Origin of the sequence: Pseudomonas sp. Z5-35 (assembly GCF_051131945.1) — a bacterium.
GTDB lineage: Bacteria > Pseudomonadota > Gammaproteobacteria > Pseudomonadales > Pseudomonadaceae > Aquipseudomonas > Aquipseudomonas marvdashtae.
Window position 1 is genome coordinate 2,563,814 of sequence record NZ_CP071640.1, and the last position, 25,958, is coordinate 2,589,771.

Annotated in this window: 18 protein-coding genes; 5 read left to right on the forward strand and 13 right to left on the reverse strand. The window is 61.2% G+C overall.

Annotated features, from left to right (window positions below; translation table 11 throughout):
• Positions 1 to 4: 4 nt before the first annotated feature.
• Positions 5 to 742: a siderophore-iron reductase FhuF gene (fhuF, locus tag J3P95_RS11885; RefSeq protein ID WP_434563313.1), complete on the reverse strand. Its 738-nt coding sequence runs from the start codon at positions 740 to 742 to the stop codon at positions 5 to 7.
• A 199-nt stretch (positions 743 to 941) separates the two neighbouring features.
• Between fhuF and J3P95_RS11890 the strand changes: the two genes are divergently transcribed.
• Positions 942 to 1,157 carry an MbtH family protein gene (locus tag J3P95_RS11890; RefSeq protein ID WP_186610593.1) on the forward strand — a complete coding sequence of 72 codons (216 nt, stop codon included), beginning with the start codon at positions 942 to 944 and terminating at the stop codon, positions 1,155 to 1,157.
• Between the two features lie 35 nt (positions 1,158 to 1,192).
• Positions 1,193 to 2,623: a diaminobutyrate--2-oxoglutarate transaminase gene (locus tag J3P95_RS11895; protein WP_434563315.1), complete on the forward strand. Its 1,431-nt coding sequence runs from the start codon at positions 1,193 to 1,195 to the stop codon at positions 2,621 to 2,623.
• A gap of 102 nt (positions 2,624 to 2,725) precedes the next feature.
• On the opposite strand, the gene J3P95_RS11900 is transcribed toward J3P95_RS11895, so the two are convergent.
• Positions 2,726 to 4,039: an SDR family oxidoreductase gene (locus J3P95_RS11900; RefSeq protein ID WP_434577099.1), complete on the reverse strand. Its 1,314-nt coding sequence runs from the start codon at positions 4,037 to 4,039 to the stop codon at positions 2,726 to 2,728.
• 150 nt (positions 4,040 to 4,189) lie between these two features.
• On the opposite strand from J3P95_RS11900, the gene treA reads away from it, so the two are divergent.
• On the forward strand, positions 4,190 to 5,794 hold the full coding sequence (gene treA, locus J3P95_RS11905; protein WP_434626585.1) for an alpha,alpha-trehalase TreA: 1,605 nt from the start codon (positions 4,190 to 4,192) through the stop codon (positions 5,792 to 5,794).
• 61 nt (positions 5,795 to 5,855) lie between these two features.
• Positions 5,856 to 6,806, forward strand: a complete 951-nt coding sequence (locus J3P95_RS11910) for a LysR substrate-binding domain-containing protein (RefSeq protein WP_434577095.1) — start codon at positions 5,856 to 5,858, stop codon at positions 6,804 to 6,806.
• Here J3P95_RS11910 and J3P95_RS11915 read toward each other — a convergent pair.
• Entirely contained in the window at positions 6,700 to 7,200 is a 501-nt protein-coding gene (locus J3P95_RS11915; protein ID WP_434577093.1) for an Lrp/AsnC family transcriptional regulator, read from the reverse strand. The two genes, J3P95_RS11910 and J3P95_RS11915, sit on opposite strands and share 107 nt — an antisense overlap.
• A 133-nt stretch (positions 7,201 to 7,333) precedes the next feature.
• On the opposite strand from J3P95_RS11915, the gene J3P95_RS11920 reads away from it, so the two are divergent.
• Positions 7,334 to 8,227, forward strand: coding sequence for a DMT family transporter (locus J3P95_RS11920; protein ID WP_434563324.1), 894 nt, complete (start codon positions 7,334 to 7,336; stop codon positions 8,225 to 8,227).
• A 13-nt stretch (positions 8,228 to 8,240) separates the two neighbouring features.
• Here J3P95_RS11920 and J3P95_RS11925 read toward each other — a convergent pair whose 3' ends face one another.
• The 10 genes from J3P95_RS11925 to glgA form a co-directional block, all read right to left on the reverse strand.
• On the reverse strand, positions 8,241 to 9,866 hold the full coding sequence (locus J3P95_RS11925) for an NADP-dependent glyceraldehyde-3-phosphate dehydrogenase (RefSeq protein WP_434563326.1): 1,626 nt from the start codon (positions 9,864 to 9,866) through the stop codon (positions 8,241 to 8,243).
• Positions 9,867 to 10,025: 159 nt separating this feature from the next.
• Positions 10,026 to 12,446 carry an autotransporter outer membrane beta-barrel domain-containing protein gene (locus J3P95_RS11930; RefSeq protein ID WP_434563328.1) on the reverse strand — a complete coding sequence of 807 codons (2,421 nt, stop codon included), beginning with the start codon at positions 12,444 to 12,446 and terminating at the stop codon, positions 10,026 to 10,028.
• Between the two features lie 167 nt (positions 12,447 to 12,613).
• Positions 12,614 to 13,414, reverse strand: coding sequence for an endonuclease/exonuclease/phosphatase family protein (locus tag J3P95_RS11935; protein WP_434563330.1), 801 nt, complete (start codon positions 13,412 to 13,414; stop codon positions 12,614 to 12,616).
• 141 nt (positions 13,415 to 13,555) lie between these two features.
• Positions 13,556 to 14,320 (reverse strand): PIG-L deacetylase family protein, encoded by a 765-nt coding sequence (locus J3P95_RS11940; protein WP_434577087.1) that lies wholly within the window; start codon positions 14,318 to 14,320, stop codon positions 13,556 to 13,558.
• A gap of 252 nt (positions 14,321 to 14,572) precedes the next feature.
• A complete protein-coding gene (glgX, locus tag J3P95_RS11945) occupies positions 14,573 to 16,732 on the reverse strand; it encodes a glycogen debranching protein GlgX (protein ID WP_434563334.1) in 2,160 nt (719 codons plus the stop codon).
• 146 nt (positions 16,733 to 16,878) lie between these two features.
• Positions 16,879 to 17,232: a DUF2934 domain-containing protein gene (locus J3P95_RS11950; RefSeq protein ID WP_434563336.1), complete on the reverse strand. Its 354-nt coding sequence runs from the start codon at positions 17,230 to 17,232 to the stop codon at positions 16,879 to 16,881.
• Positions 17,233 to 17,253: 21 nt separating this feature from the next.
• A complete protein-coding gene (locus tag J3P95_RS11955; RefSeq protein WP_434577085.1) occupies positions 17,254 to 20,040 on the reverse strand; it encodes a malto-oligosyltrehalose synthase in 2,787 nt (928 codons plus the stop codon).
• On the reverse strand, positions 20,037 to 22,115 hold the full coding sequence (malQ, locus tag J3P95_RS11960) for a 4-alpha-glucanotransferase (protein ID WP_434563340.1): 2,079 nt from the start codon (positions 22,113 to 22,115) through the stop codon (positions 20,037 to 20,039). The genes J3P95_RS11955 and malQ overlap by 4 nt, the downstream gene beginning before the upstream one ends.
• The gene (gene treZ, locus J3P95_RS11965; protein ID WP_434577083.1) at positions 22,112 to 23,914 is read right to left on the reverse strand and encodes a malto-oligosyltrehalose trehalohydrolase; all 1,803 of its coding nucleotides are present in this window, start codon (positions 23,912 to 23,914) and stop codon (positions 22,112 to 22,114) included. The genes malQ and treZ overlap by 4 nt, the downstream gene beginning before the upstream one ends.
• An 8-nt stretch (positions 23,915 to 23,922) precedes the next feature.
• Positions 23,923 to 25,494, reverse strand: a complete 1,572-nt coding sequence (glgA, locus tag J3P95_RS11970) for a glycogen synthase GlgA (protein WP_434563344.1) — start codon at positions 25,492 to 25,494, stop codon at positions 23,923 to 23,925.
• Between the last annotated feature and the right edge of the window lie 464 nt (positions 25,495 to 25,958).

The following is a 25,958-nucleotide window of genomic DNA, read 5'->3' on the forward strand; positions in this document are numbered from 1 at the left end:
GCACTCAGCCGTGCTGGTCCTGCCGCTTGGATTCATCGAGCGGGCAACTGCTGCAATAGCCGACACCGGGAAGACGGTAGCGAATGCAGCAGATGCGCCTCAGGCGCTGCGGTTCGTCCTCGCCGATGTCTTGGTACCGCACGGGCGCGAACAGAGGGTTGCGCCGGCCGTCGGGACGTAGCCGGGCAGTGAGGATTTCCCTGGCCGGCAGGGTGCTGAAGGCATCAGCCAGGGGGTGCAGTTCGATCCGCGTGGTGACGAATTCAAAGGTGTTGGCGGCGTTGCTCCAGAACAACCGGGGCGATGCCCGGCTGACACTGGCAAGGATCTCGATGACGGGTTCCAGATGGCATTCGACGAGCGTATGGAACCGCTCGAAGGCCGTGCACTGGAGGAGTATCTGACCATCGTCGCGCAAATGCAGGGCTTGCGGCCTGGCGTCATCGCCGAGTTTCAGGCCGACATCAGCCAGGGCGAGCGGCAGGTCCCGTTGCTGGAGCAGGTTGGCGGCCATCACTGGCGCCAGGAAAGTACTGAAATACCACTTGGACCACAGCGACACCAAGGCCAGACGCTCATCGGTCTTGTAGCGTGCCAGCAGATCGTCGACGAATGCACTGAACGTCTCGTGCTGGAAGAACACGGCGGCCTGCAGATCGGCGCGTGGATGGCTGCGCAGTTGCAGTTTCCCTTCAAAGGCAGCGAGCGGCCCGGTGAACAGCGGAGCAAGGCTGGGAATCATTGACTCATCCGTGACCGCGAATTGAGAGAGGTTATCGTTCAGAGGGGCGAAGTATAAACAGCGCACAACCGTCTTGCGACTGCTCGTCGACATTGAAATATGCGAGCAACGTAAGATTTTTAAAATATTAATGAGAATCGCTACCATTAGTATTGTATCGTAGCGACCTTTCCCCGCCATGCCAATCAAGGAGCAAGCAATGAGTTTGGATAGCCCGGATACGCGGTTTCTGGTTGTAGTCAATGAAGAAGAGCAGTACTCGATATGGCCGGACTACCGCAGCGTCCCCGACGGCTGGCGCACCGTGGACATGCAGGGCAGCAAGGAAGAGTGCCTGGCTTATATCGAGAAAGTCTGGACTGACATGCGCCCGCTAAGCCTGCGTCAGGCCATGCAGGTACAAGGACAGGGCTGATCGCCCACAACCGAGTGGTTACTCAGGGAGTCAAAATGGAAAGTGTCCAGCCCCGTTCATCCTCCAGCGCAACCTTCACGCTGGAGCAGTTCCGCCAACAAGCGCCGCGTGAACTGAACACCAACCCGTATCTGCAACGCCAAGCGGCCCGGGAGTCGAATGCTCGTTCCTACCCGCGGCGCATTCCGTTGGCCTTGCAAGAAGCCCATGGTCTATATGTGCGTGATACCCAAGGCCAATTGTTCATGGACTGCCTCGCTGGCGCGGGGACATTGGCGCTGGGTCATAACCATCCGGTGGCCATCGCGGCCATGCGTCAGACACTTGATTCCGGCTTGCCCTTGCACACCCTGGACTTGACGACACCGGTCAAGGATCGTTTCGTCGAGGACCTGTTCAACGCATTGCCGGAAAATTTTGCTCGTCACGCGCGCATCCAGTTTTGCGGACCGACCGGTGCCGACGGCATCGAGGCGGCCTTGAAGCTGGCGAGAATCGCCACCGGCCGCAAGCCGATCCTGACGTTCTCCGGCGGCTACCATGGCATGACCTTGGGCACATTGAGCCTGATGGGCAACCTGGGGCCGAAACAGGCGCTGGGCTCGCTGATGGCCGACGTGCAGTTCCTGCCGTATCCCTATGACTACCGCTGTCCATTCGGTATCGGCGGTGAAGCAGGTGTCGATGCTGGCCTGCATTTTATCGAACAGCTGTTGAGTGACCCGGAGTCCGGTGTGTTGCCGCCCGCGGCGGTAGTCGTGGAAGTCGTGCAAGGCGAGGGCGGGGTGATTCCGGCACCGGTACGCTGGCTCCAGGGCTTGCGTCAATTGACCCGCAAGCATGGCGTCGCACTGATCATCGATGAAGTGCAGACCGGCCTGGGGCGTACCGGCAAACTGTTTGCCTTCCAGCATGCCGACATTGAGCCGGACATTCTTGTACTTTCCAAAGCCATCGGCGGCGGGCTGCCACTGGCGGTGATGGTGTATCGCGAAGAGCTGGACACCTGGAAACCCGGTGCCCATGCCGGCACGTTCCGTGGCAATCAGATGGCGATGGCCGCGGGAGCCGCGACGTTGCGCCATATCATCAGCGAAGACCTGCCAGGGCATGCCGAGCTCATGGGCCAACGCCTGATGGAACAGCTGCGACAGCTGCAGGGCGGTTACCCTTGTCTGGGCCAAGTACGCGGCCGTGGGCTCATGGTGGGCGTGGAAATCGTCGGTGACACGCCGAGCGAGAGTCGTGTGCCCCCGGCGGATTCGGCACTGGCCCAGGCCATCCAGCGTCAATGCCTGCGCCTGGGTGTCATCCTCGAACTTGGCGGGCGGCATGGGGCCGTCGTGCGGTTCCTGCCACCGTTGATCATCCAGGCCGCTGAAATCGATATGCTGGTCGAGCTGTTCCAGGCGGCTTTGAACAATGCCCTGGCAGAGACCAAGGGAAGGGCGTTGCACATCGCCTGAGTTGCAGTTCGCCCAGGTCTTTCTGCAAGATCGTGGCGAGGGAATGAACCCTCGCCATGGCCCGTTTCCAGCGCTTCAACTGACAGCAGGCGAAACGGTCCGTTACCCCCGACCACGCTCCCGGCCCAACGCCACCAGACAACCGCCAATCAACAGCGCCGCTCCCGCCACCAGCAAGGGGGTCGGCCGTCGTGCGGGTTGGCGCCAGCCGCCCTCGATACGCCGCTGGCCGCTGGGTGGGGCGAACAGGTTGCCCGTAGACGAAGCTAACGGCGGGCTGCGGTCCAGGCTCCGGCGCGTCAGCCAGCCGGAGAGCTGCGGGAAGCCGGGCAGCAGGAAATGCGCCGCTCTGGCGAGTATCGCCGCGCTGCCGACGGTGGTGCTGGGCTTGGGATTGAGCGCGCAGTTGACCATCGCGTCGGCGACCCGCTGCGGATCATAGACCGGAGGCGGTGGCTTGAGAGCATGGCCGGTGAAGTTGGCGCCGTCGCGAAAGCCAGGTGTATCGATGACAGCAGGATAGATATCGCAAACGTGGATATCGGGGTGTTCGCCCAATTCACCGCGCAAAGCTTCGGACAAACCCCGCAACCCGTACTTGCTGGCTGAGTAGGCAGCGGCATACGGCTGTGCGACCCAACTGCCCAACGACAGTGTATTGATCAGGATGCCGCGCTTTTGCGCCTTGAAATAGGGCCAGGCAACGTAGGCGCCACGCAGGTAGCCGAGCAAGTCGGTCTGCAGCACCTGTTCATGCACATCGAGCGGCGTCTGCTCGAAACTGCCTACCGCGCCTACGCCGGCGTTGTTGATCCAGATGTCGATGCGACCGTCACCGAACGTGGCGGCCTCGGCCGCCAAGGCCTGCATCTGCTCGCTGCGGGTGACGTCGGTGCACACCGCCAACGCAGCGGCGCCTTGTGCCTGGCATTCATCGACCACCTCGCCGAGTGCGGCACGGTCGCGTGCCGCCAGGACCAGGCGCGCACCTTGCCGGGCAAACGCCTGGGCGGCTGCGCGGCCGATCCCGCTGGACGCTCCGGTGATGACCACCAGTTTTTCCGCGAGGGGGGATGTCTTGGATCCCTGAGCGGAATCGGCGCGATCCATGAATCGTTGGGAGGGCCGATCGGTCTCGGCGTGGATGGGCGCCAGTTTCAGACGCACACCGTCGGCCATGATTAACGTCAGGTCTTCAATGGTGCCGGCGACCCTGTCGGGGTACACCGGTTCACCCTCGGGATCGAGTTGGTCATAGAGAAAATTCTGACCCTCCAGCCAGCCCACCGCCATGTTCAGTTCAGGGCCCAGGTAGTACTTTCCATCGAGAAAAAAGCCAGGGAAATGCGGCGCTCGCTCGACGCTTTCGATGGTATAGCGCTCGCCAGTCCGCATGCCGGTTGCCGGGGAAATCATGATCAACACCTCCGCTCTGTTGGTTCTGCGATAGAGAGGACGGGCAAACCGGGGTTCCATTGAAGTGAGGAAAGGCGTTTTAAGTGAACTGAGGCTCATCCTTTTCTGTCAGTTATTTCTGAAGGAACTGACAACATCATGGAGCTTCAGATGCGTCCTGTTTATCTCGCCAGCCTGTCCTTCACCGCGCTGCTATGCGTAGCGTGTTCAAGCCAATCGCCTGCGACATGGAGCTATGAGGATGCTCGAAGTCGCGCCAACGTGCCGCCTGACCAGGCGTATCCCGAGTTGTTCGAAGCGGTGCAAGGTAAACAGTTGTTTACGGACCAGAAGCATTTTGTCGATGCACTGCCCAAACGCGACCCTTCGCAGATCCGCGCCGATTACCTGGCCCGTCGTGACGGCGCCGACTTCGATCTCAACGACTTCGTGAAAGACAACTTCATCGAATCCGGCCAAGCGCAAAGCCCGGCGCCGCAACCCGGGGCGCCGATCAAAGAGCATATCGACAACCTCTGGCCCGTGCTCAGCCGAACCTATCCCCAAGTCCCCCGATACAGCAGCCTGCTGCCGTTGCCGCAGCCCTATGTGGTCCCGGGTGGACGTTTCCGGGAAATGTATTACTGGGACTCGTATTTCACCATGCTGGGGCTGGAGCAAAGCGGTGAGAAGGCGCAGATTCGCCAGATGACTGACAATTTCGCCTACATGATCGACACCTATGGCCACATCCCCAATGGTAACCGCACCTACTACCTGAGCCGGTCACAGCCGCCGTTCTTCGCCTACATGGTGGAACTGCAAGCGCATATCGAAGGCGATCAGGCCTACGGGCGCTACCTTCCTCAATTGCAGAGGGAATACGCCTATTGGATGGCCGGCGCGCAAACGCTCAAGGCCGGTGAGGCCGGGAAACACGTGGTCAAGCTCGCCGATGGCAGCGTGCTCAATCGGTATTGGGACGCCAGCGCGACGCCTCGGCAGGAGTCCTGGTTGCAGGACCTCAAGACCGCCGAACAGGTGCCGGACAGGCCCCGGCAGGAAGTCTGGCGCGACCTGCGCGCCGGCGCGGAGAGCGGCTGGGATTTCAGTTCCCGCTGGCTGGACGACGACAAGAACCTGGCCACAATCCGAACTACCTCTATTGCCCCGGTGGACTTGAACAGCCTGATGTATCACTTGGAACGCACCATCGCCAAGGCCTGTGAAACCCTCCACAACTCGCCGTGTACCCAAGCCTATGGCCAGCGCGCTGCCCAGCGTCAACGGGCAATCGAAACGCATCTATGGAACGCCGAAGGCGGTTACTACGTGGACTACGATTGGCAGCGGAACCGGCAGCGTCCGGCGCTCACCGCTGCGACGCTTTTCCCGCTCTACACCGGCCTGGCCTCCGCCGAGCGTGCCAACCGTACGGCCGATGCGGTGCGTGATGGCTTGTTGCGTCCGGGCGGCATTGCCACCACCCAGGTCAACAACGGCCAGCAGTGGGACGAACCCAATGGCTGGGCGCCGTTGCAGTGGGTGGCAGTCGAAGGGCTTGAACGATATGGACAAACCGAGCTGGCCAGGCAGATTGGCAATCGCTTCTTGCAGCAGGTCCAAGCGCTTTATGGCAAAGAGGACAAGCTGGTCGAGAAGTACGACCTATCCGGGCAAGGCGACGGTGGCGGAGGCGGTGAGTATGAATTGCAGGACGGCTTCGGCTGGACCAACGGAGTGACCTTGAAGTTGTTGCAAAAATACGGCGGTTGATCCAGATGGGTTCAATGCTATTCTTCGCGAAATCTGGGAAGAATAGCGTTGCCATGGGTATATGAACACGCATCGTGATCAATTTCCGCTGCCGGAGGATTTGAAAGTCTTTCTGACGGTCATTCGTAAGAACGGCTTTGCAAGCGCGGCGCAAGCGTTGGGTTTTTCACCGGCTTATATCAGCAAGCGCATCTCTGTCCTTGAAGCGACCCTGTCTACCAAGTTGCTGCACCGCACGACACGGCGTATCGCATTGACCGACGACGGTGAACGTGTACGGGTATGGGCCGAAAAGCTCCTGGGTGATTTCGATGAGTTTGTTGGCGATATCGCCCAGGCACGTCATCAACCCACCGGGTCGCTGCACATTTGCAGCAGCTTTGGTTTTGGCCGCAATCACGTGGCCCCGGCCATTGGCAAACTGTCGCGGACCTATCCCAGGCTCGATATCCGCCTGGACGTGTTCGACCGTGTCGTCGATCTCGTCGGCGAGGGGTTCGACCTGGAAATCCGCGTGGGCGATGACCTGCCGGGTCAACACCTTGGCCGCAAGTTGGCGAGTAATCGGCGGGTGCTTTGCGCAAGCCCCGATTACCTGGAACGACGGGGCGAGCCGCGTTCGCTGGACGACCTCAACGCGCATGATTGCCTGGTGCTCAAGGAGCGCAACAACGCCTTCGGCATGTGGACACTGACTAAAAGTGGCCAAGAGGAAACGGTGCGCGTCGGCGGCCCGTTGTCGTCCAACAGCGGTGAAATCGTTTTGGAGTGGGCCTTGAGCGGCGGCGGCATCCTGTTGCGCTCGATGTGGGACGTCAGAGCCATGCTGGACCAGGGGCGTCTGGTCCAGGTGCTGCCCGAGTATTCGCAAAGCGCGGATGTCTGGGCGGTGTATCCGACCCGACTTAGTCAGTCTGCCAAGCTGCGGGTGTGTGTCGAATTTCTCGAGGATTGTTTTCGGGATTTGTCGGTTCCATGGGCGGCAAACGCCGTTTCACCGGCGTCTTCTTGACAATGGCCGTATTGGTCTCGGCATGAACATTGAGCTGGTCCAACAACACATCCAAGTGCTCCATCGAACGCACATGCAGACGAGCAATGAAACAATCCTCACCTGTCACCTTATCGCATTCGGTAAATTCGCCGATGGCCTGTATTTGTCGTTCCACTGCCTGCAATTGCCCCGGTAACGGGCGGATGCGCACGATAGCCTGGAGCTGATAGCCAAAGCTTTTCGGGTCGACCTCAACCGTATAACCCTTGAGCACGCCGCGCTCTTCGAGTCGGCGCAGGCGCTCGGCGACGCTGGGTGAGGACAGGCCGCTGAGGTTTGCCAAGGCCTTGAGCGAGCGCCGGGAGTCTTCCATCAGGGCGCTGATGAGGATCTGGTCGATATCGTCAGTCATTTCTGCTCCGTTAGGCAAAAGTCGCAAGTGGCCTTGATAAAAAAGGTCGAAACGCAGTTTAGCCTTTATCAAGCCATGGAGAAGCAGCCCGGCGGCTCGGCATACTGTGCGCACTGACTGGAGGAGCCTGAAGATGGACAAGACCTTACGCCGCGGTTCGCTCGAAATGACCGCCGCCATGCTGATTTCCGGAACCATAGGCTGGTTCGTGCTGGTCTCCGGCGTGCCCGTGCTGGACGTGGTGTTCTGGCGCTGCGTATTTGGCGCCGGCACGTTGCTGCTGATTTGCGCCGGTTTTGGTTTCTTGCGCCGGGATCTGCTGACACGTACGACTTTCCTGCTCGCGGTGCTCAGCGGCGCAGCGATCGTGGGGAACTGGGTGTTGTTATTCGCTTCGTATTCCCATGCTTCGATTGCCATCGGTACGGCCGTGTATAACGTCCAGCCGTTCATGTTGGTGGGGTTGGCGGCGCTGTTTCTGGGCGAGAAGATCACCGCGCAAAAAATGTTCTGGCTGGCGGTTTCGTTTCTCGGAATGTTGGCCATCGTCAGTGCCCACGGTGAGCAAGGGCAGGGGGGCGGAAACTATCTGGTGGGTATCGCCCTGGCATTGGGCGCGGCCTTTCTGTATGCCGTTGCGGCGTTGATTATCAAGCGCCTGACCGGCACGCCGCCCCATCTGATCGCGTTGATCCAGGTCAGCACCGGGATATTGCTGCTGGCGCCATGGGCGAATTTCTCGGCCTTGCCACGGCAACCCGAGGCTTGGGCCAGCCTGTTGACCCTTGGCATGATTCACACTGGCGTGATGTATGTGCTGTTGTACAGCGCGATCCAGCGCTTGCCGACGGCGGTGACGGGCGCACTGTCCTTCATCTACCCGATCGCAGCGATCTTCGTCGACTGGTTTGCCTTCGGCCATCGCCTCGAACCGCTGCAATGGCTGGGTGTGGCGGCGATTCTGCTGGCGGCTGCCGGCATGCAGCAGGGCTGGAGCATCAAGTGGCGCCGTCCAGCCCTGCCGTAACCGGCCAAAGGTGTCAGAAGATGTAGTCGGTGGTCAGGAAATTTGAATCGCGTTCCCGGATGATGTCGCTGATCAGAGCCTTGTTACTCTCTTGGAATTTGGTTGCCACCAGCGTGCGGATCGAGAAGGTGCGCAATGCATCGTGCACCGACAGCGTGCCCTCGGCCGAGTTTTTCCGGCCATTGAACGGGAAGGTGTCCGGGCCGCGTTGGCACTGGGCGTTGATGTTGATGCGCCCGACCTGGTTGGCGAACGTGTCCACCAGCTTGCCGATTTCGGCCGGATTGGTGCCGAAAATGCTCAGTTGCTGGCCGAAGTCGGACTCGAGTACGTAATCGACCACGGTGTTGAGGTCGCGGTACGGCACGATGGGCACGACCGGGCCGAACTGCTCTTCATGGTAGACGCGCATTGCGGTATTCACGGGATAGAGCACGGCCGGATAGAAAAACGAAGCCCTGGATTCAGCACCGTGTGCGTTCATGATGCCCGCACCCTTGGCGATTGCGTCGGCCACCAGCGAATGCAGGTAATCGACCTTGCCGGCCTCGGGCAAAGGCGTCAGCGCCACGCCGTCTTCCCAAGGCATACCAGGTTTCAACGCGGCGAGCTTGGCGTTGAATTTCTCGATGAACGCCGGGGCGACGTCCTCATGGACAAACAAAATCTTCAGTGCCGTGCAGCGCTGGCCGTTGAATGACAACGAACCGGTCAGGGCTTCGCTGACGGCGTTGTCGAGATCGACGTCGCGCAGCACCAGGCCGGGGTTCTTCGCGTCCAGCCCCAGTGCGGCACGCAGGCGGTGCGGGCGCGGATGGAGTTTCTTCAGGTCGCTGGCGGCCTTGTTGGTGCCAATGAAGGCGAAGATGTCGATTTTACCGCTGGCCATCAGCGCGCTGACCGTCTCCCGGCCGCTGCCGTAGATGACGTTGATCACGCCCGCCGGAAAGCTGTCGCGAAAGGCTTCCAACAGTGGGCGTATCAGCAGCACGCCAAGCTTGGCCGGCTTGAACACCACGGTATTGCCCATGATCAGCGCGGGAATCAGCGTGGTGAAGGTTTCATTCAGCGGATAATTGTAGGGGCCCATGCACAGGGCCACGCCCAAGGGGACGCGGCGAATCTGCCCGAGCGTATCCTGTTCCAATTCGAAACGGCTGGAGCGCCGGTCAAGCTCCTTGAGGGCATTGATGGTGTCGACGATGTAGTCGCAGGTGCGGTCGAATTCTTTCTGGGAATCCTTGAGGTTCTTGCCGATCTCCCACATCAGCAGCTTGACCACCGCCTCGCGCTGTTCGCGCATGCGCGCCAGGAAGGTTTCGACATGGCGGATGCGTTCGGCGACACGCATCGTCGGCCACTGGCCCTGGCCGCGATTATAGGCCCGGACAGCCGCGTCGAGGGCGGTCAGCGCGGTTTCGGCATCGAGTAATGGCGTGCTGCCGAGAATCACTTGTTCATCGCCATGCGGACCTGCCAGGTACACCGGGCTGCGCACTGTGGCCAGCGGACCTTGCCAGGCTCTCAGGACACCATCGACCAGGTATTCACGTTGCTCGACCTGCCCATCGAGACGGTAGGCCGGCGGAATTTCAGCGGCGCTTGGGAATAGGGTGGCGAGGAGGTTGGCTGTGGTCATGTCGTTACTCCATCAATGAAATGAGCCAGGGGCTGCAGCTTCAGGCGTATATCGCTTTTAGCGTTATACGCCTTAATGGAGGTGTTTTTTAAGTGGTAGGGGCCGATGGTCCTGCCATTCGTTTGGACGTGGGCCCCTCTATCGAAAGATCGCCAGGATTCACCAACTGATTCGCAGGCCAATATTGCCGGCCATGCCGCGTTGCTGGTTGCTGTCGAGGTTATTGCTGTAGTCCACGCCGGCGTAGGCACTGACCGTAGGCGCCAGGCTGACGATAACGCCCGCGCCCAGATCGGCGGTGGAAGCGCGTTGTTCGGTCTCGATCCGTTGCGTGTCGTCGAATGTCACCGTATCGGTGCCGGAGAAGGTGTGCCAGAGATTGGCCCGCAGATAAGGCTCCACCGGCATACCGCTGACTTGGTAGCGACCCTTGAGCCGCGCGCCCAGGCGACCGGTCCAAGCACTGTCGGAATCGAATTCGACCTTCGAGATACCGTCGTCCTGGGTGTCCAGGGATATTTTCTGATGAATGATCTGCGCCTGGGGTTCGAGCACCCAATCGCGCCCCACGGCAAACGGATAGCCGGCCTCCGCCGACAGGGTCAGGGCGTGCCCACGATTGTCGATCTTGACGCCGCGATCGGAGCGGCTGTCGCCATTCAATCGCGTGCCCATGACTACCGCATCGACATACCCGCCGGAAGGATCGATCAGGGTCCAATACAGCCCATAGCTGTCGCCGTCGAGTTCGATCTTGCCGGCGCGCCGACCTTCGAAACCCAGATTGAAACCGTCGACGTTGCCGTTCAATTCGGTATGGCCGACAAAGAACCCGATACGCTGGGTCTGGCCGCCAGAGGTCGGCGCAGCGTATAGGTCGTGGCCTACCTGGAAACCTTTGATTGAACCGTCGAACCGCGGCGCAACCGTCCCGGCCCAGGTCTGGTCGAGGTCCTTGCCGTAGGCTCGGCCCCAGCCCGCGCCGAACGCCCCGGTTTCGGTCAACAGGCGTTGGTCGCCCTGGCGATCATGAAACGTGCCCAGGGCCATCAGGGTCAGTTGTGCCGCGGCGGGGGGCAACACTGACCAGGTGGGGACTTCCGGGCGATACAGTGGAATCGGCGCGGCGCCCGGCACGGCGACTGGCAGGGCCGGTAACGTTGGGCTGGGCGCTGCGATCGGACCTGCCACGACAGTCGAGCGCAGATACCAGGTGTCGGCATTGCCGGACACGCCGCCCTTGAACAGACGGTAATCGAACGCACCGGCCGAGACCGATTGCGCCAATGAAAAGGCATTGCTGTCGCTGACGGCTCCCCCTTGGGCCTGGACCAGCTCGATGCCGTCCTGGGTGGTCAGGCCGCCTGCGCCTCCCAGGTTGGTGACGCTGATAGCGGTGGTGCCCGTGAGCGTGCCGCCACTGACCACCAGCTTGTCGCTGGCGGCGCCATCTGCCCCCACGGCGGTTTGCAGGCGCAATTGCCCGCCATTACCCACATAATTACCTTGCACCGTGAGGGTGTCATCGGTGCGGGTGTTGCCATCGGCGAGGTCAATCACCCCGGAGTTGTTGAGTGTGGTCATCTGGCCAGCGGTAAACGGTGCAATGACGCCCTGAGTCGAGGTCAGTACGCTGCTGCCGTCAATCTCAAGCACCCCCGTTCCGGTGGTGCTGTCGCCTAGCACCAGTGTACCGGCCAAGTCCAGGCGTGAGCCTTGGGCAAGCTTGATCGTTTCCCATAACGTGTAACGGGCACCGGTGCCGGACGTGCTGCCCTGAAATGCCAGTACGTCTTGGCCCAAGCCGCCGTCGACACGGGGTGTAGGGGCAAGCCCCGCTTCGGTGAGTGTGCTCAACTGTGCGGTGTCATTGCCGTCGCCCATCAAGACAGCTGAGCGAATTTCACCGCCGCTCCATACAAACGTGTCGTTGCCGGTACTGGTACGCACTTCGCCGCCGATGCTTCCGCCGCTGACGGTCACGCTGTCATCACCACCGCTGACACTGACGTTCCCGCCGATGTTGCCGGCAGATAGCGTGATTGTGTCCTTGCCGAAACCAGTGACCAGATTGCCCTGGATCGTCCCGCCCGTCATTGTGAAAACATTATCGTCGAGCTTCATGTCGACCCGGCCAATGGTGCCGCCGCTCATTTGAGCGATGTCGCCGTCCTCGAACGCTCCGACGATGTTGCCTCCGGTCATTGTGAAGCGATCAAGGCCGTCGCCTTGTGAGAGGGACTCGATTTCGCCACCCGTCATCACAAACACGTCGGCTTCCGAACCTTGCTCGACGTTTCCGTCGATCACGCCGTTGGCATTGATCCTGATGGTGTCGTTTCCAGCGTCGAAGATGACGTCTCCTTGAATGACGCCGGTGCCTTCGACTGTCAGCGTGTTATCGCCCGACAGGTCCGTGAGCCCGACGGCACTGGTGCTGCTGTCGCACACGTAGGTGTCATCACCTGCCGTGGGTGTCAGCGTGCAAGCGGCCATGGCGGAAGAGGCAGGTAGCAGGAGCGGAGCCGCTACCCACATTGCGTTGAACAAGCGATTGAAACCGTGATTGCGCCGAATCATCTGCTATCCCTCTGCATCAGCATCCCTGGCATGCCGGTATCAGCAGTGGTTGCACGACAAATGGCGCGCAGGACCCGGCAACGCTCGCTGTATGCAAGGCACGCTAGCAACGAATGAAAAGCGCCGCTACTGTCAGATCTTACAGGTCGCTTTGCCGGTATCCGCGATTACAGATGCACTTCCACCGACAGCGGCAGATGGTCGCTCAGGTGTGTCCAGGGCTTGTTGCCGAGGATTTGTGGCGCGTGGCTGGTGGCGTTGCGTAGATAAATGCGGTCCAGGCGTAGCAGCGGGAAACGGGCGGGATAGGTCCGAGCGGGGCGGCCATGATGGTGTTCGAAGGCTTCGTGCAGATACTGACGACGAGCGAGCGTGACGTTACCGCGCAATTGCCAATCGTTGAAATCGCCAGCGATGATCACCGGGGCGTCCTCAGGCAACGAATCGAGTAGCTTGCAGAGCAGCGTGAGTTGCAGCTGGCGATGACTTTCCAGCAGGCTCAGGTGCACGCAGATCCCATGGACTTCGGCGTGGCCTGGCACGTCCAGCACACAATGCAGCAATCCACGCCGCTCCGGACCTGTGATCGATACGTCGAGATTGCGGAACTGGCGGATAGGGTATTTGGAAAGCAATGCGTTGCCATGGTGGCCGTCGGGGTAAACCGCGTTCCGCCCGTAGGCAAAATCGCTCCACATGCTGTCGGCCAGGAATTCGTATTGTGAGGTCTGCGGCCAATTGTCATAGCGCGAGGCATGTCGATCATGTTCGCCAAGGACTTCCTGCAGGAAAACCAGGTCGGCCCCCGTACTGCGCACCGCCTCACGCAGTTCGGGCAAGATGAAACGACGGTTGAGGGCGGTAAACCCCTTGTGGGTATTGACTGTCAGCACGCGCAACCGATGAACCGCCGCTGGCGTCTCCAACGACACTGATTCCTGGGCCCGCCAGTCGGGATCGCGAGTCACGTTCACTCCTGCGTCAGACGTATCTGTTCATGCGACTGATGGCGGCTGCGGCAGTTCCGGAATTGTTGGTGGCATGGCATCACGGGCGACTGGAACTGCGGAATCAACTCAGGAGTCAGGTCCTGCAGATGATTTCAACGATCAGATGAAAACAATCTCATACGGCATGCCCATGCGCTCCAGGATAACCCGCGGTACCAGCGGTGCAATGCCGCTGGCGGGTTCCCCGCTGAGCTGACTGGCATAGGCGTGCATGGCGTGGCGCTTGCGCGCGGTGGTCCAGACGTCCAGGCGTAACTTGCGAGCCCGATGCCAGGGTATCTTGTTTTGTTCACGAACCGGCCAATGCCAGGCCCACACGGGCACTTCGTTGAACACCGCGCCGATCTTTTCTGCGGCCAAGGCTCCGGCGCGGCCGACTGTGTCGTGATCGCTGTCGCCATCCATGCGCCAAGTGCCGAAGACCACGTCGCCTGGCCGCAGGTGATGGCCGATGAACGCGGCGAGCTGCGCTTCATGCTCGTCCAGGCTTTTTTCCGGGAAGCCGGCACGTACCCATTGCAGGCCATGGGCAGGCACGCCCAGGCGATGCAGGGCGTCCACGCTTTCCTGGGGATGCGGACGGAACGTGCGCAGTCGTTCATCGGACCACAATGGCGAGCCGGGGTGGCTGAGATCGCCGTCGGTGACTGAAATCAACAACATGGGTTGGCCCAGGTTGCTCAACAACTGGAGCAGCCCGCCACAGGCACCCACTTCATCGCCAGGGTGCGGGGCAAGGATGACCGCGCGGGCGCCTTGGGGAATGAGGGTCTGGGTACTGATGATGGGAATGTCGGCCAGTTGCGGCGCGCTGTTCCATATCTGGGGGTGATGCCGGCCTTGCAAGCGAGAGGCGGGTTTCATGAGGTACGTCCTTGTCATGTCCAATCTTGCAGCCATGCATCGGGCCTGCCGCCCGGTGTGGCCCGTAAGGGCCTGGCTGTGATTCGCGATGCTTCCAGTCCTGGAATCTACCGCACGCGAAGTATTGACCATGCTGGCGGTTTCGTCGCGTCGGAATGTGTATCTGAACAGTTATTTTTTTCCAGCTGCATTATGCGCGGTAGAGGAACGCGTCCTTGCGGTCCTCTCCCTCTGCAAGTGGTTGAGCCGGCCTCAACCCTCTTCTTCACGTTGAAGTTCGAACAACAGCAACGAGCGCCCGGTCACAGAATATTCCGATTCGAAATCGAAACGCTCCTGCCCGCTTACAGCCGGCTGGTTGGTGTCCACCATGCACGTCCAGAAACTGCCTTCGGGCACTTCCGGCAGGCAGAAATTGACGATGTCGTGATGGGCATTGACCACCAGCAGCAACGTTGCGTCAGCGCCTTTTCGACGGATGCCGGTTTCCTGGGCGCGTCCGTCCATCAACATGCCCAGGCAGCGCCCTTGGCCGTCCTGCCATTGTTCAACGGTCATCTCGCTGCCGTCCGGGGCCAGCCAGGTGACATCCTTGACGCCGATGTCCTCGTTGTAATTGCCCACCAGGAAACGCCCGCGCCGCAGGATCGGGTAAGACAGGCGCAATTTGATCATGCGCTTGACAAACTTGAGCAGCGCCTCGCCATCCTCGCTCAGGTCCCAATTGACCCAGCCGATCTCGCTGTCCTGGCAGTAGGCGTTGTTGTTGCCGTGTTGGGTACGAGCGAATTCGTCGCCGGCGACGATCATCGGCGTGCCTTGGGCCAACAACAGAGTCGCGAAGAAGTTGCGCATCTGCCGATGGCGCAGTGCATTGATCTCCGGATCGTCCGTCGGACCTTCCACGCCGTGGTTCCAGGACAGGTTGTTGTTGCTGCCGTCCTGGTTGTTTTCATCGTTGGCTTCGTTGTGCTTGTCGTTGTACGACACCAAGTCATGCAGGGTGAACCCGTCGTGGGCAGTCACGAAATTCACTGAGGCATAGGGACGACGACCGCGCTGGTTGAACATCTCGCCCGAAGCGGTCATGCGGCTGGCGAAGTCGGCGAGCTGGCCATCATCGCCTTTCCAGAAGGCGCGCACGGTGTCGCGGAACTTGTCGTTCCACTCGGCCCAGCCAGGCGGGAAACCTCCCACCTGATAGCCGCCGGGGCCACAGTCCCACGGTTCGGCGATCATTTTTACCTGGCGCAATACCGGGTCCTGCCGACAGGCGACGAGGAAGCTGTGGCGTTCGTCGAAGCCGTCATGGTATCGGCCCAAGATAGTCGCCAGGTCGAAGCGGAACCCGTCCACGTGCATTTCCGTGGCCCAATAGCGCAGGGAGTCGGTGACCATCTGCAGGACGCAGGGATGGCTCAGGTCCAGGGTGTTGCCGGTGCCGGAGTCGTTGATGTAGTAGCGTTTGTCGTCGGGCATCAGGCGGTAGTACGAAGCGTTGTCGATGCCGCGCATGGACAGGGTTGGGCCCTGTTCGTTGCCTTCGGCGGTGTGGTTGTAGACCACGTCCAGAATGACTTCCAGGTTGGCCTCGTGCATGTGCGCGACCATTTCCTTGAATTCGGCGATCTTGCCGCTGGCCAAGTAGCGTGGGTCCGGGGCGAAGAAGGCGATGCTGTTGTAGCCCCAATAGTTGGTCATGCCCTTGTGCAGCAGATGCTGGTCGTTGACGAAGGCATGGATTGGCATCAACTCCACCGAGGAAACGCCCAGCTTGCGAATGTGTTCAAGCACATCATCGACCATCAGGCCGCCGAACGTGCCACGCAGGTGCTCAGGCACCGAGGGATGGCGCATGGTGATGCCGCGCACATGGGTTTCGTAGAGGATGGTCTTGTCCCACGGCACGCTGACCCGATGGTCGTGTCCCCAGGTATGCGCCGGGTCGATGACTTTGCACTTTGGCACGAAGGGCGCGCTGTCTCGTTCATCGAAACTGAGGTCGCCGTCGGGGTGGCCAATGGTGTAGCCAAACAACGCCTCGGACCACTTAAGCTCCCCGACCAGTTGTTTGGCGTACGGGTCGATCAGCAATTTGTTGGGGTTGAATCGATGGCCATTCTCAGGATCGTACGGACCATGGACCCGATAGCCATAGATCAGGCCCGGATGGGCATCGGGCAGATAGCCGTGATAAATCTCATCGGTGTATTCCGGCAGCTCGATACGCTCGAGTTCGACCTCGCCGGTGTCATCGAAGATGCACAGTTCGACCTTGGTGGCGTTGGCTGAGAACAACGCGAAATTGACCCCGAGGCCATCCCAGGTCGCGCCGAGCGGAAACGGCAGCCCCTCACGAATCCGCGAAGCCTCGATAACGGGCGGCGGCGTGGTTTTGTTTGGACGGGTCATAGTTGCTCCTGCAGAAGACGAATACGGTGATGCGGTGCACGCAGGACTGCGTGCCTTGCGCTTGTGGCGAGGAGATACATCCCCGCGCCACAAGCAGGCCCCTTCGCTAAAAGGAACACTGGCTTGAGAACGACGAGTTCGGTAGGTCAGACCGCCGGTGGCTTGCGCGTCGCTCGGGGCTTTTTCGCGGCGGCCTTGTCGGCAGGCGGAACCACTGCCGCCGGTGCCGCCGAAGGTTTTGCCGCTGGCTTGGCCTTGGGCGTGGTGTTCTTGGTGGCAGCCTTGGCGGTGACGCTCTTGGCCGCTGCCGGCTTGGTGCCGTCAGTCTTGCTGGCGGCGGTCTTACTGGCAGCCTTCGCTGGTTTGCTTGGCGCCAGGGCTTCGGCTTCGGCCAGCTTGCGGGCCATTTCCCAATGACGTTTTTCCTGCCCGGCGGGCTTACCTTCCGACTCCCAGATCTGGTAGGCGAATTCACGAATGCGTTTATCGTCGGTACTCATCGCAGTGCTCCTGACTTTGACTCAAGATTCAATAAAGACATTGACCGGGAAATCCCCCAGCGCGGCGCTGACCATCAGCTCCCTTTGGGGTGTGACTGCTGCGCTTGCAAAAAGTCCCTTCAGTTTTTCATCCTTGGCGGCAAACGGTAACGACACGCGTGTGTCGCCCCAGTCCGATGCAACCACGTGGGGCCGGGCACCGTTTTCCAGCAGGCTGGCCGCGTGAATCGGCACCACGACGACTGCCCGTTGCTGCTGGTATTCACGCATGAAGGCCAGTACCTGGGAGGCGTGTTTGCCGTGCACCGGCAGTGGCTGGTAGCTGCCTTGGCCAAACAGTTGCGGGTATTCGGACCGCAGAGCCAGCGTCCGGGCGATCAGCGCCTGCTTGACTCGCCCGTCGCGCCAGTTGTGTATCAGCTCGTCGGGTGCGTTGTCTGCGTGGATGCCCTGGCGACGAGCCTGGAAATCCACCGGGCGACGGTTGTCCGGGTCAACCAGGCTGAAGTCCCAGAACTCGTTGCCTTGGTACAGATCCGGTACGCCGGGCACGGTCATGCGCAGCAAGGTTTGCGCCAAGCTATTCAGCGCGCCGGCCGCAGCGATGGTCTGCACCGCCTCGGCGATGGCCGAGCGCAAAGGCAAGCCCTCGTCGCACAGCAGCAATCGTTCCAGGAACATCTGGGTGGCTTGCTCATAGCCGTCGTTGACGGCCGCCCAACTGCTTTGCAACTTGGCCTCGCGCAAGGCCTTGCGTTGCCATTGCCACAGGCGTTCGGTGTAGTCGGCCAGCGCCTTGTGATCTTGCAGGTCGAGGTTCAGCGGCCAACTGCCGAGCAGCGCCTGGTAAAGAATCAGCTCGTCACCGGCCGAAGGAGCCGCGGGATCGCTGTGCAGGGACGGCGAGAGGATGCGCCATTGCTCCACGCACGTGGTGTACCAATCGGTGCGTTCGCTGATGACTGCCAGTCGGGCCCTGGTGTCTTCGCCACGCTTGTGGTCATGGGTGGCCGTGGTTATCAGGTTGTCGGGGAAATGCTCCAGGCGCTCGACACAAGCGTTGTGGAATTCATCGGCCGGGGCGCTGAACCGTTCGGTGTTGTAGCCTACGTCATTGCGCGACAGCAGCACCGCCGAGCGATAGAGCGCGGTGTCTTCTACCGCCTTGGCGGCGGCTGGAGAGGTCAGTTGCTGGAAGCGCACGCAGGCGTGGCGCAGCCGTTTGCGTTCACTGCCGCGAGGCCGCCGGCGCCAAGGCATGCCACCGAGCCAATTGGCCAGGCAATCGAGGACCGGCCAGTCGGCTTCGCTGAGGGTTTGTCGAGCGCCTTCCAAGGCTTTCTGGAAAAACACTTCGTCTTCGGCCGAGCGGCCGAGGGGACTGATGTAGGTGCGATACACCGGGAAATGCACGATCAGTTCCTGCAATGCCCGACGTATCGCGCCCAGGGTCAGGTCCCGGGTCATCACGTCGTCCCGCGCGACCTGCAACAGGGCTTGGGCGACGCTTTCGAAATCCCCGGCCAGGGAGCCGTTGAGAATCTGCTGGCGGGCCAGGCGCGCTTCTTCAATGAAATGCGCCGGGCGTTCGGTGTGCCGGCTCCAGAACTCCGCGAGGGGCTCGGCCCCTGCGGGGGCATGTTGCAGCAGGGAAATCTGGTTCATGAATTCATAACCGGTGCTGCCATCAATGTCCCAGTCCCGGCGCAGGGTTTCGCCATCGCCGAGGATTTTCTCGACGAAAATCGGCAGGTGCCGCGAGGGCGCAAGCGAGTCGACGCGGCGGCGCAGTTTGCGGCAATAACCACGAGGGTCGGCCAAGCCGTCAATGTGATCGATGCGCAGGCCGTCCACCCACCCTGCGGCGATCAGCTCGAAGATTTTCGCGTGGGTCGCTTCGAACACCGCAGGCCGCTCGACGCGCAGGCCGCCCAGCTCGTTGACGTCGAAAAAACGCCGCCAATTGATGTCGTCTGCTGCCGTGCGCCAACTCGCGAGCCGGTAGCTCTGGCGCTCCAGCAGCCGATGCAGGCGTTCGAAACCTTCCGGTCCAGTGGAATCGTAGCCGCTCAGGTTGTTCTCAATGGCGTTCAGGATCGCCGGTTGCACGGCCAGGTCTCGCAGTTCCAATTGCAAGGGACGGGCGAGAGAGTGGGCGTCGTTCTGGTAGTTCAGTGTGGTGAAACGCTCGCCCAGGGCCTTGAGTGCATCGACCTGTTCGGCGGGCAAGTTGTCCGAGGGCTTGAGCAGCTCACCGTACTGCATCGGGCAGATGGGGAAGCGATGCTCGTAATGTTCGACCTGGAAGCTGCCTTGCGTGGCATCGAAGTGCAACTTCAAGGTGCCTTCTTGCAACGCCACGCCGTAGTCGCTGCCGAGGAAGGGGAGAAGCAACTGGCCTGACATCAGCGGGTCGGGGGAATGCCACTGGATGTCGAAGAATTCACCATAAGGACTCAGGCGCCCCCATTCCAGCAGGTCCAGCCACCAGGGATTGTCGTTACCGCCGACGGCCATATGGTTGGAGACGATGTCGAGGATCAGGCCCATCCGATGTTCGCGTAACGTCGCGACCAAGCGTTTGAGCGCCGCCTCGCCGCCCAGCTCCGGGTTGACCTGGGTTGGATCGACCACGTCGTAGCCGTGCATCGATCCGGCTCGCGCCTTCAGCAACGGTGAAGCGTAGATGTGGCTGATGCCCAATGATGCGAAGTAGGGCACCTGCGGTATGGCATCGTCCAGGGTGAAGCCTTTGTGAAACTGCAGGCGCAAGGTGGCCCGCAGTGGTGGAGTTAATGTCTGGTTCATCGGTCACGCTCGTTCGCCTGAAGTCTCGCGCAGGCGAGTATTTCCAGACGCCGAGCGGCGTCCGGGTCGTCCAACAGCACGCGGCTCTCCAAAGCCAGGCGACGCCGCCAATTGGGGTGGGTGTCGGTGGTGCCGGGCAGGTTAGCCTGCTCGTCGATGCCCAGGGCATCCTCCAAGGGCAGCAACACCAGCGGCGCACGGGTGTGGCCGAGGAAGCGCACGCTGGCGTCCAGCACCTGGTCCGTTTCACGGTGTTCTTCGCGAAAGTTCTGCGGGTCCTGGTCCAGCGCGTTGCGCAGTCCGTCGCGTTCGCGCTGGCGGTGTTTTCGCCAGTCCATCTCTGTATGAGAGTCGATCAGCTCCAGCCGCGCGTTCCAGTCGATGTCATGGCCATGCCACCAACCGTTGAGGGTCGGCAGATCATGGGTACTGGTCGTGGCCAAGGCATCGTCCGGCCAATCGAGGATAGGCTTGAAGTGGGTGTTGTCCTGTTCGAACAGCAGCACGCGCATGCCGAGGATGGAACGCGCCGCGAGTTTTTCCCGCAGGCCATCGGGCACGGTGCCAAGGTCCTCGCCGAGCACGATGGCCCGGTGACGATGGGATTCGAGGGCCAGCAGCCGCAGTAGGTCATCGATCGGGTAGTAAAGATAAGCGCCGTCGGTGGGCGGGGCATCGTTGGGGATCACCCATAAGCGTTGCAGGCCCATGATGTGATCGATGCGCAAGCCGCCGGCATGGGCGAAATTGGCCCGGAGCATTTCAATGAAGGCGCGGAACCCGTTGCGTACCAGCCCCTCGGGGGAGAACGCCGAGATCCCCCAGCCTTGTCCGGAACGGTTGAGAATGTCCGGCGGTGCGCCAACCGTCAGCGAGGCGAGCAGTTCGTCCTGCCGGCTCCAGGCCTGGCTGCCGCCACCATCAGCGCCCACCGCGAGGTCGGCGATCAGACCGATGCTCATCCCGCTGGATCTGGCGGCGCTCTGGGCGCGTTCCAGGCAGCGGGCGATCAACCATTGGCAAAAGGCGTAGAAGCCGATTTCGTCGGCGTTCTCTTCGGCGAAACGGGCTATCGCCGCACTGCGCGGGTCGCGCCATTCTTCGGGCCATTGCCGCCAGTCGAGGCTTTCGCCCCGTGCTGCGCGTTCGGCCTGGAGCGCTTCGAAACGACAGTGATTTTCCAGGGCTTCACCGCTGCTGTGGCGAAAGCTGCTGAAATCCTCATGCAACGGATGTTCGCCCTGACTGAAACCGTCGTACAAGGCGCGAAGCACCCTTTGCTTGGCCTCGGCGGCGACTGGCCAATCGATGAGCGGTTGGTCTTCAAGGCTGCGCAGTTGGTTGGTCAAGCCCGTGGCGTCGATGGCGGTGCGCAGCGCACGCTCGCCCAGGATGGTACCGGGCGCGGCGTACAAGCTGTTGAGGAACAACCGGCTGGACGGTGAATAGGGGCTGTAGCGTCCGGTGTCGCTGCTGAACATGGCGTGCATCGGGCTGATGGCCAAGGCATCGGCACCACGTTCGCCGGCCACCCGCGCCAGTTCTTCCAAGGCCTGGGTGTCGCCGAAGCCGCCGTCACCGGGGCGGCGTAGCGAATACAGCTGCGCGCTCAAGCCCCAGGCCCTGGGTGCCGGATCGTCCACGGCATCGGCGACGCTATAGCAGCGAGCGGGTGCCACGGCCAGAGTGAAATGCTGGCCTTGAATACTGACGTGCTGATAGCCCACCGGAACGATCCCCGGCAAAGCGGCATCGGCATCGAGCTTCAGATTCAATGTCGCGCCATCCTCGAGCTGGATCTCGCAAGGCGTGGCGGGCTCGAAATAACGACGCAGGTCGACGTTCACGCCTGCGTCCGCCGTGATCAGCGGGGGCAGGCGATGATTCTGTTGATCTTCTTGCAATTGCAGCAGGCTGGCGTCGATTTCCTGGGCACTGCCGGCGGGATGGCCCAGGCCAGTGAGGACCGAGCGCAATACCGCCGGTGAGACTTTTTGCGCACGGCCGTTGGCGTCGATCCAATCGACTGCCAGGCCCGCTCGACCCGCGAGAATTTCAAGTTGCGCATCGCTCATAGGCGCTCTCCAGTGATGTTGGGCAAGGTTGTCGCTTGCGTCAGACTGACCAGCGCGCTGTAGGGCCTGAGTACCCCTTGCTGCAACAGACCCATGGCCTGCGGTGGATGTTCGAAAAGAATGTGCGCCTCTTGCGGTGCGCTGTGTTTGACCGGCTGGGCGCTGAGGTTCAGGTCGATGCGCAACACACTCCCGTCGCCCATTTGCCAGCGCGCGCTCACGGCGCCATGCCCCAGTACATCGGTGCCCAGGGCATGGGCGGCGGGCAACCGCGGGACGATTTCCTCGCGGCGGACTTTCAACAAGTGGCGATAGAGCGCTTCGCTGGCCAGTTGCTCCGGTTGATGGGCTTCCAGGCTGGGCCGTGAAGCGTCGAAGGTGCTGGCGGCGTTCGGGTCGGGGATCCGCTCGCGTTTCTCGGGATCGGCAAAGGCACTGAAGGCCTTGAATTCGTTGCGCCGGCCTTCACGCACCAGCTCTGCCAGTTCGCCATGGTGGCTGGTGAAAAACAGGAACGGTTGTTCGGCGATCACTTCGTCGCCCATGAACATCAACGGGATCATGGGTGATAGCAGTAACAAGGCTGTTGCGGCTTGCAGCGCCTGCGGCGGGGCAAGTTGGTGCAGGCGTTCGCCCAGAGCCCGATTGCCGATCTGGTCGTGATTCTGAAGGAACAGAACAAAGGCGCTGGGCGGCAAATGTCCGCTGGGTTCGCCGCGGGTTTCGCCATGGCGGTTGGTGTGGCCTTGGAAAACGAAACCCTGGCTCAGGCAGCGTGCGAGTTTTTCCGTCGTTTGCTCGGCATAGTCGGCGTAATAGGCATCGGTTTCGCCAGTCAGCAGCACGTGCAACGCGTTATGGCCGTCGTCGTTCCACTGGGCGTCGTAGCCTTCTTCCAACAGGCGGGCCTGGTTGTGTTCGTTCTCGACGGTCAACCAGACGTACCGCGTCGGGTCCACCTGCTGGCGTACCTCGGCGGCCAATTCCTGAAGGAAGTCCGGGTCTTCGATCGCGTGCACGGCGTCCAGGCGCAGGCCGTCGAAACGGTATTCCAGCAACCACATCAGCGCGTTTTCGATGAAAAAGTCGCGCACCTCGCGCCGGCGGAAATCAATCGCCGCGCCCCAGGGCGTGTGCTTGTCTTCGCGAAAAAATCCCTTGGCGTAGCGGTGCAGGTAATTGCCGTCAGGACCGAAGTGGTTGTAGACCACATCGACGATGACCGCCAAGCCATGGCCGTGGGCGCTGTCGATCAGGTGCTTGAGCTGGTCCGGTGTGCCGTAGGAAGCCTGGGGGGCGTAGGGCAGTACGCCGTCGTAACCCCAGTTGCGATCGCCGGGAAACTGCGACAGCGGCATCAGTTCGATAGCGGTGACGCCAAGCCCGGCGAGGCGTGCCAGCTGTTGTTCGACGCCTTCAAAACCGCCGAGGGCGCCGACGTGCAGCTCATAGATGACCGCGTCGTACCAAGGGCGACCGGACCAACTGGTGTGGCGCCATTGATAAGCATGGGGGTCGACCACCACGCTGTGGCGGTCAATATCACCGTCCTGGGCTCGGGAGGCCGGATCGGGCACCTCCATCTCTCCATCGATATTAAAGCGGTAACGAGTGCCGGCGGGGCAACGGGCCTGGATCATGAACCAGCCATTGGCCTGGGGCAGCATCGGTATGGATTCGCCAGTGTCGATTTCGACACTGACATAAAAGGCATCAGGGGCCCACAGGGCAAAACGGGTGTGCTCGGGATCAAGCAAGACCGCACCGTGGGTCCAGGTTTCAGGCGTCCTTGACGGCATCGGTTACCTCATTGTCTGGCCGATTTTCCTAGCGATTTAGCTACCAGTTGTTCATAGAGTTCGGCGTAGGGTTCCACGGCCTTGCACCAGTTGAAGGGGGCCGACATCGCCCGGCAACGCATGGCATTGAGCAGTTCGGGGAACTCGAACACCTTGAAAGCCCGGCTCAAGGCCTGCTTGTAGCTTTCCACGGTGGATTCGTCGAACAGAAAGCCGGTGATGCCGTCTTCGATAGTGTCCGCGAGCCCGCCGGTATTGCGCGCCACTGGGAGCGAGCCAAAGCGCTGGGCATACATCTGGCTCAAGCCGCAGGGCTCGTAGCGCGACGGCATCAGCAGGAAATCACTCCCAGCGAACATCCGCCGAGCGTCGGTTTCGTTGAAGCCGATGCGCACGCCGATCCGTCCAGGGAAGCGCAGCGCCAGTTCGCGCATGGCCTGTTCTTCTTCCGGTTCGCCACGGCCGATGATTGCAATCTGCCCCCCGGACTCGACGATGAATTCGGCAACGGCTTCGGTGAGGTCCAGGCCTTTCTGGAAAACCAGGCGCGACACCACGGCGAACAGCGGGCCGCTGGATTCGTCCAGGCCGAACAGGTCGCGTACATGGACGGCGTTGGCAGCCTTGCCGTCCCAGTCGCCGATGGAGAACTGGCGCTGCAGGTGAGTGTCGGTAGCGGCGTCCCAGCTCTCATCGATGCCGTTGGGAATGCCGCTGAGCAGGCCTTGCTGGGTCTTGGCGGCAAGGAACCCATCGAGCCCGCAACCGAATTCCGGCGTGGTTATTTCCTGGGCGTAGGTGGCGCTGACCGTAGTGATGTGGCTGGAATAGGCCATGCCGGCTTTCAGGAACGACAGCTTGCCGTAGAATTCCATGCCTTCCTGTTGCAGCGCATGCTCCGGGATGCCCAACTCAGGGCAGGACGCCAAGCTGACCACGCCTTGGTACGCCAGGTTATGGATGGTAAACAGGGTAGGCGTTCGTTGGCCGCGCCAGTGCATATAAGCGGGCGCAAGTCCGGCTGGCCAGTCATGGGCGTGGACCAGGTCGGGACACCAGTGGATCTGCGCAAGATTGGCAGCGATGTCCGCCGCGGCCAGGCCCAGGCGAGCGAAGCGTATATGGTTGTCGGGCCAGTCGCGCCCATTGTTGGCGCCGTAGGGAGACCCTTCGCGGGCATACAGTTCGGGACAGATCAGTACGTAGATCACCAAGCCGTCGGCCATATCCATGCGACCGATCTTGCACGGCGGCAGCGCGGCATGGCCGCCCAGTTCGCCAATGATGTGGATCGGGTTGCCGCTGTTCATGACTTGCGGGTAGCCGGGAATCAGTACCCGAACGTCATGCAAGCCGGCCATCGCCCGCGGCAGGGCGGAAGAAACGTCGCCCAGGCCGCCGGTCTTTACCAGGTCGGCAATTTCCGAGGTGACGAACAAAATCTTCTTGCGATTGGGATTCTGTCGGGCTACAGGGAGCAGTGCCTTGCCTCCGGTGGCCAGCACCGGTGCCGTCGGCGACCCAGCCGCCGGCGGTAGTTGAGAGCGGACTTGCTGTGGTTCCAAGGCAGCACTGATCATAAATAACTCCTATTTTCTCGATCTGTTTCCGGCAAGCGCCAGAGCTGTTGTTTCATTGGCCGAATCCTGCGGCCAGGCGCACGAGCGCTACGCAAGGAGAGCAAAGCGCTGCCCAATGCGGCAAAGCGAATCAGGTGAGGGGACCGTTGCAAGGAATGCTCCAGCCGTTGTAGCCCTACCTCTAACCTGACCCGTCGCCGTTGCGAAAAGTTTCGACTTTTTTGCCTTCTGATGACCGGTCGGTTTTCCGCCCGGACAGGCAGTCTAGGTCAGAAGCTAGAGCGGTGCGGTTCGCTTCGTCGAATTGTCCGACAATCACGTCGGTTGTCGGCGATCTCTTACACGACGTGGGGGAATACGAACCGACGAAGTGCAGGTTGTTTGAAATATTCGGGGTGTAGGGAGGGGGCGGTGGTTCAATCGCGTGCGCGGTTCAACAGCACTGCGCACTATAAGAGGGCGGG